This is a genomic window from Bacillus sp. FSL R5-0443, from assembly GCF_038608285.1.
Lineage (GTDB): Bacteria > Bacillota > Bacilli > Bacillales > Bacillaceae > Bacillus > Bacillus velezensis.
Window position 1 is genome coordinate 2,074,944 of record NZ_CP152013.1, and the last position, 8,127, is coordinate 2,083,070.

The 8,127-nt window shown below is 45.8% G+C and carries 1 protein-coding gene; it reads right to left on the reverse strand.

Going from position 1 to position 8,127, the window contains the following annotated elements:
* Window positions 1-257: 257 nt before the first annotated feature.
* Window positions 258-8,114, reverse strand: coding sequence for a non-ribosomal peptide synthetase (locus NYE28_RS10495; protein WP_160223096.1), 7,857 nt, complete (start codon window positions 8,112-8,114; stop codon window positions 258-260).
* Between the last annotated feature and the right edge of the window lie 13 nt (window positions 8,115-8,127).

The window sequence follows — 8,127 nt, forward strand, 5'->3', positions numbered from 1 at the left end:
CGGCAGTAAAAAGCAGACTCCGCAGTTAAGCAACTCAATAATAGAGCTAGTACCTATAAACATACGCTACACTTTTTTCTAATAACTTGACATCCTCCTTTTTCCTTAAAATGTATGATGATTTTTTTACCATTTGATGACAACTGGTCATGGAGAACGCATAACGAGGAAAGCGTTTCAAGCCTATGAGTTTACTCTCTTCTTTTTCGTACAAAATGCCGCTGACTGTCATCCAGCGGCATTTTACACTTGATCATTTACATGTTGTCAAACTTCGTATTTCCCGCAAATGATCCCATTGACAGTTGTTCTTCAAGAACAAGTCCGTGATGATGCCGTTCTTCAATCCGTTTAATAATAGATCGAATGGCTTCCGCATTTTCTTCGATATTGTGAGGTTCAAAGATCGTCACGTGATCTCCTTTTAATTTGTACTCAAGATAATGCTGTGCTGTTGATTGTGTCCAGCCCCTATCATCGGTTACATCGCCGCATAGCAAATGATGGATGTTGGCGTTAACGGCGCCGGAATTGATCACTTCATTGTGGTACGCAAGATAGCCTCTGATTTTATCCTTAATCGAAGGAATGGTTAATATTTCTCTGTAATAGTCCGGAATAATGTCCATATTCAGATGGACGATCTCTTCGATTTCCTCTTCCGATAAATGAGTTACAGAAGTGGTTATTTTAGAATCCAGCATAATCACATCAGATACGGTGCGGCCTCGCTTCTCCAAAGCTTTGGCAGCCTCAAAAGCCAAATTCGATCCCGAAGAGTAACCAAGCAAAACAAAAGGCCCTTGTTCCTGAATGCGTATCATGCTTTCTGCATATCGGTCAACGATTTCTTTCTCATGAGACGGCTCTTCTAAGAAATCAGCAGCATAGACGGTGCTGACGCCGTCAAGTCTTTTCGCCATTTCATTATAAACGAGTCCATATCCGATTAAAGGCGGGAAACAGAACACAGGGATTGAATCTTCCTGGTTCAGCTTGACGAATACGTTATGATCCGTCTCGGATTCGAAAACTGCCGCTTGAATGGCGCGTGCCATTGTTTCGATGGTAGGAAAATCGTATACGGCTTGATAATGCATGTTGAGTCCCATACCGGCGTTAATTTGATCAATGAGCTGCAATACTTTAAGTGAATGGCCGCCAACGTCAAAGAAGTGATCTTTAATCCCGGGGTCAGGCAGAGCTAAAATATCCTTCCATATATCGGCCAGCTGCTTTTCAATTAACGTTCCTGGCGCTGTGTATTCGGTTCCGGTAAGCCTATTTCCCTCAGGAGCCGGCAAAGCTTTTCGATCGATTTTTCCATTAGCAGTTATCGGCATCTTCTCTACTTGTACAAAATAAGCCGGAATCATATACGCAGGCAGTTTGTTCAGCAAATGACGCTTCAGCTGCGCCGTATTTAATGACTCGTCTCCTGACAAGTAAGCACACAGCTGCTTTGAGCCCTCTTTTTCAATCGCGATGACGACCGCTTCTTTGACAGCATCGAGTTGTAATAAAGATGCTTCAATCTCGCCGAGTTCTATCCGGTAGCCTCGGATTTTCACTTGATGATCAATTCGTCCCAAATACTCGATATTTCCGTCCGGCAGCCATCTTGCCAAGTCGCCTGTCCGGTACATCCGCTTCCCTGCTTCAAATGGGTGAGCTGCAAACTTCTCAGCTGTCAGCTCCGGACGGTTCAAATAGCCCCGAGCGAGCCCGTCTCCGGCGATACACAGCTCTCCTGCCACACCGAGCGGCTGGAAATATTCCGATCCGGGCTGTACGATGTACAATTGAATGTTGGAAATCGGTTTACCTATCGGAACGGAGTTAAGCGTTTCTCCCGCTTCACATTCAAAATACGATACATCGATCGTCGCTTCGGTCGGTCCGTATAAATTAATGATTTGAGCCTCGCCCGCCGGTGTGATCATGCGATGAAACCCGGCAACGTGCGCAGGCGTCAAAGCCTCGCCGCTTGCAAATACATATTTTAATGACGCCAGCTTTCTCTTTAATTCCTCGTCGGATTTCTGCTCCATGGACTCAAGAAAAGCATGCAGCATCGCAGGCACAAAATGCATAATGGTGACATTTTTCTGCGCAATCGTATCTAAAATGACGTCAGGGTTCTTTTCTCCTCCGTTTGACAGCAATACCGCTTTAGAACCAGTCATCGACCACCAGAACAATTCCCACACCGATACATCAAAGGTGATTGGGGTTTTTTGCAGAATGACATCCTGCTTATCCAGCGGGTAATGTTCCTGCATCCAAACGAGACGGTTGATTACGGATCGGTGTTCCACCATAACCCCTTTCGGTCGGCCTGTTGATCCCGAAGTATAGATAACATAAGCTAAGTGATTCGGTCCGGCCGTCTGTTTCAAGTTTGAACCATCTTCCCAAGAGAATCGCGGATCTTCCAGGTCAAGCACTTTTCCCGTAAAAGGCACGCTTTTCCTCAAGTGACTCTGTGCTAACAACAGCTTCGTATCCGAATCCTCCAATATATAGTGAATCCGTTCTACCGGATAGCTCGGGTCGATCGGCACATACGCGCCGCCGGCTTTTAAGATTCCGAAGAGTCCTACGATCATTTCCAAGGAACGTTCGGCCATAATCCCGACCGGCTGATCCGGCTGCACGCCTTCTGATTGCAATGTCCGGGCAAGTTGATTCGCTCTTTCATTCAGTTCCCGGTATGTCAGCTGGCTTTCCCCGTATACGACAGCCGTTTGATCAGGCGTACGCTGTGCTTGTTCCTCAAACAATTGATGAAGCGTCTTTTCCTTTGGATAATCTGCTTCCGTATCATTAAATGCCTCTATAAGGAGCGAACGTTCATCTCCCGTAAGTATATCCAAGTCTTGGACGCGAATCGCCTGACTGTTCACCATCTGCTTAATGATTTGCATAAAATGCTCTTCCATCCGCTTGACACTTGCATGATCATAGACGTTGCTATTGTATACAAAATGAATGTCGATTTCTCCAGCCGGCATGACAATGAAATTGAAATCGTAATGGGTATGCTCTTCCATATGGAAATTGATAATGTCCAGCGCGTCACGATTCGGTTTCATATGCTCCATTTGTTTCTCGACCGGATAATTTTCAAATACCATGATATGACTGATCAGCTGCTGCTTTTGTTCGGTTTGAGCCTGAATTTCATACAACGGAAATGTATCATACGCCTGAGAAGCCAATGCCTGCTCCTGGCTCATTTTCAACACTTGTTCCACAGTCATTCCAGGCTGAGCGGTAATACGTACGGGAATGGTGTTGATAAATAAGCCGACCATGGATTCAATACCCGGAATTTCTGCCGGGCGTCCGGATACAACCGACCCGAAAACGACATCCTGACTGTTGTTGTATCTTTGCAGCAATAGCCCCCACGCACTTTGAATGAATGTATTCACGGTGACGTGATGCTTGCTTGCAGTCTGTCTGATTTCTTCTGACAGCTGCTTTCCGAGCCGGCATGCAAGCCTTTGTTTTTGATATTTCTTGGCTTGGTTTGAGACAGGTTCTTTCAGTAAAACGGTTTGTCCTTCATAACCGTCCAAATATTTTTGCCAATAGGCCAAAGCGTTCTGATGATCCTGGTCTTCCAGCCATTCGATATATCGGCTGTACGGGGTGACGGCTTCCCGCTCCGGTTGTCTTCTCTCAAGAAGCTCATAATAGGTTTCAAACACTTCTTTCGTAATAAGAGGCAGACACCAGCCATCCATTAAAATATGATGGAAGCTCCATATCAATCGGACTTGGTCGTCCTCTGTACGAAGGATTGATACGCGCATTAACGCATCTTGGGTAAGGTCGAATCCTCTTGCCTTATCTTTTTGTACAAAGCCGGCAATGAACTCGTTTCGTTGTTTATTCTTCATGCTTCGAATATCTTCAACAGTTATTTCGATCGGTTTTTTTCGGAATACGATCTGTAAAGGCTGATCTTTCCATTCCGTATAAAAATGAGTCCGGAGAATCTCGTGTCTTTCCGCCAGCTGCGACAAACTCATTGTAAATGCCTCAATATCCAAGTCGCCTTTGAGGTCAAAAGCGGCTTGTTCAAAGTAAGCTCTGGAAGCCGAATCGATTAAACTATGGAACAGCATACCTTTCTGCATGGGAGTTAAAGGATATATATTTTCAATGTCGCCGATATGCTGTGTTTGCTTAACAAATTGATCTAATTCCTCGATTGTTATGTCCTTCAGCGAAATATCGCTTGGCGTCAGGTGAATGTGTTCTTGAGCTGCGCAATGTTCGATGACTTCTTTTAGGCTGTTCTTTAAGAGAGCTGCACATGTTTCCATTGTTTCTCTTCGATATTGTTTACCGCTGTAACTGATGGCCAATGACAGCCGACCGTCTGAGATCATGCCGTTAATGTCAAGCGTATAGGCAATGGGGTGCCTGTCGCTCGCAATTTTCCCTCCGGAGTAAGGAGATACCTCGATTCCTCCATTTTCGAAATCTTGATCAAATTGTCCGAGGTAATTGAAGCTGATTTCCGGATGTCCGGTCCATTCTGATGCCTTCGGATGATCGGACAAATATTTCATCAGGCCATATCCTATTCCTTTTTGGGGAATCTGACGCAGCTGTTCTTTCACCGTCCTAATCCGCTGGGAGATGTCCCGGTCCGCCTGGATTTGAAGAGAAACCGGGTATTGGGTTGTGAACCAGCCCACCGTACGTGAAATATCAACGTCTTGAAAAACAGATTCCCTGCCGTGTCCTTCCAGATGAACATGAATTTCTTCATGCCCCGTCCAGCGATGAACAGCCATTCCGAGTCCGGTCAGCAATAAATCATTAATGTCAGTCGTATAGGCACGGTTCGATTTTTTTAATAAACGCTCGGTTTCTTCCTCTGTCCATTGGACGATGATCGTTTCCTGGTCTTCGGCCAGACCGGTCTCCTGCTCATTATCCTTTGGCAATTTGTGTTGCGAGATATGTTTCTGCTCAAGCCAATATTGATTTTTCGCTTCAAATTCCGGGCTTTCTGCATAACGTTTCAATCGTTCAGCCCATAACAGATAGGAATCCGTCTTCTTAGGGAGCGTGATCGCTTCTCCGTTTTGGAGCTGCTCATAAGCTGACGTTATATCCTCAAGTAAAATCCTCCACGATACGCCATCTACAACCAGATGATGAATCGCAATCAGCAAATGATCGCCATCCTGACATTGAAACAATCCCAGTTTCATGAGCGGACCATCGGCTAAATGGATGGATTGCTGAATGTCATTGGCTATCATTTCTATCGTTTCGGCAAGGTTGTTTTCTTCGAGTAAAGAGAATACGTCGAGGCTGAATAATTCTCCTTCACTGATCCCGCAGGTTCTGGCTTCGTATTCATGATCTCCCTGAACATAGACCATGCGCAAAGCATCGTGATGCTCGGCAATCTTCTTCATGACTTTCTGAAGCTTCGATTCGTCCAACCCCTCTTTAAAATAAAGCATGACAGATTGATTATAATGGTGCGGATCAGGGTATTGCCGGGCGAAAAACCAATGCTGAATCGGCGTCAATAAAGTACGGCCTTTGATTTCCCCTTGTTCTGCGATTCGGGTAACGGGCTTAATAAAAGGAGCAAGCCCGGAGATCGTCGGGTGTTTGAACAAGTGTTTGATGTCAAGCTTATACCCGGCTTGATATAAGCTTGAGGTTACCTGAATCGACTTAATCGAATCTCCTCCCAGCTCAAAGAAATGGTCATCGATTCCGACCTGTTCTGCGCCTAATACCGATTCCCACACCCCGGCCAGTATTTTTTCCAGTTCTGTCCGCGGAGCTGTATAAGGATTGCCGGTGAGATTTCCCGTTGGAGCAGGCAGCGCCTGACGATCTATTTTTCCGTTGGAAGTAAGCGGCATCGCTGCCAGCTGTACAAAATAAGCAGGGATCATATAGGACGGAAGCTGCCGGGACAGGTGCTCCCGAATTTCGCCTGCGGTTAAAGAATGCTGTGCGGTATAATAGGCGCACAAGGATGTTTCCCCGTTGGTTTCTTGTGCCGTAACGAGAGCTTCTTGAATCGGCGGTATTTGGAAAAATGCGGATTCGACTTCCCCGATTTCAATGCGGTAACCGCGGATTTTCACCTGGTGGTCGATCCGGCCTAAATATTCGATATTTCCGTCCGGCAGCCGCCTTGCTAAGTCTCCCGTCCGGTACATTTTCACCTCTGGTACAAAGGGGTGCTGCAAAAATCTTTCCGCCGTTAATTCCGCTCTGTTCAAGTATCCTCTGGCGATGCCGTCCCCGCTGATATATATTTCTCCCGGGACGCCGGCCGGCACCGGCTTCATGCTCTTATCCAGCACGAAAATGTTCATGTTGTCCGCGGCGGTTCCGATCGGCACTGATTCCCGTCTGTCGTTTTGCGGATCAAAGGAATAAATCATACAGCCGACGACTGTCTCTGTAGGCCCGTATTCGTTAAAAATTTCGATTTTTCCGCCGAATTTCCCGCTGATGCTACGGGCGAGCCGCGTGCTTAAATTGTCACCGCCGACAATGAATTTCCGAATGGTGCACTCAGCAGGGATATTTATCTCTTTCAATAACTGTAAGTGCGCCGGGGTCAGCTTGATAATATCCGCCCTTGAATCCTGAATAATGGAATCAAGCAAGGCAGTACTGTTTTCTCCTCTGTAGACAATAATGGCATTTCCTGTAATGAGCGGAGTAAAAACAGACGTTATCGTCAGATCAAAAGCGATGGACGAATATAGGGGAAAGTTGTTTTTTTCCCCTTTGACATAGACCCGGCGGGCCCACCAAATATAATTGGTTAAGCCCTGATGCTCAATTGCCACTCCTTTAGGCTTGCCTGTGGAGCCTGACGTATAAATGACATAGGCCAAATCCTTCGTACTGCTGATCGGTTCCAGGTAAGAGCCGTCTTCGTGGTAAGAGCTTTCCTGATCGAGGAAAACCATTGTGCCCGCAAGTTCCAACTGTTTTTGAAGATGGCTCTGCGTCAGGACGATATCAGCTTGGGAGTCTTCTACTATATACTGTATGCGATGCTTCGGATAATCCGGATCAATTGGCACATAGGCCCCTCCCGCTTTTAAAACGGCCAGTATTCCCACGACCAGTTCGATCTCATGTTCGCAGATAATCGCAGTGAGCCGATCCGTCTTTACCCCCTTTTTCCTTAACGTTCGGGCTAATTGATTGGCACGTTCATTGAGCTGACGATATGTGAATTGCTTTTCTCCGTAAATAACGGCTGCTTGATCCGGTGTTCGTTTCATCTGTTCTTCGAATAACTGATAAACCGTCTTATCCCGCGGATATTCAGTTTTCGCAGTTTGATTGTCAACGAGAAGTGAATGTGTCTCCGATTCTGGCAAAATATTCACTTGACCGAGGGGGAGCTCAGGCTGAAATAATATGACAGAAAATAGCCGGTTTAAATGTCCGAGCACCTGCATCATATACTGACGATCATAGACTTGTTCATTAAAACATAACTTTATGTCAATCAAGTCTTCACCCATAGCAAACTGGAATAAAGCATCTGCAGCAGCCGTTTCTATGAAACCATCAGGATGAATTTGCTCTAGCGAAACGACTGTATCGATGATCGGCAAATGATTTGCATTGTAGTTCAGCCTCAGCTGTCCGGCCATTTTATCAAAGGGAACGTCCTGATATAAGATCGCTTCGTCCAGCGTATGTTTCAATTCATGGAAAATTGATTTAAACGTACTGCCGGAATTGATATGCTGTTTGATTAACATGAGCTGGTCTGAACGAAGATCTTCATCAGTTTCGTCTTCAAAGTTTGGAACCCCTGTAATCACGCCTTCTTCCCCCGTGTATTTGTACAAAAGGGATTCAATTCCGATCAGGAGAACCAGATAGACGGCCATTGGCGTTTGGTTCGTCATGGTCAGGATGCGCCGTGATACATCCGCACTCAATGAACTGTGAATACAGTCAGATCCACTTGTTATATCACGCTTTACTGTTGAGTCGGACATTTGAAACGAAGGGAATGCACTAGGACGGTCTTCCGTGTGAAACATTCGGCCCCAGAACAACTCCTGTTGTTTGAATTCTGACACTCATATCCCTCCA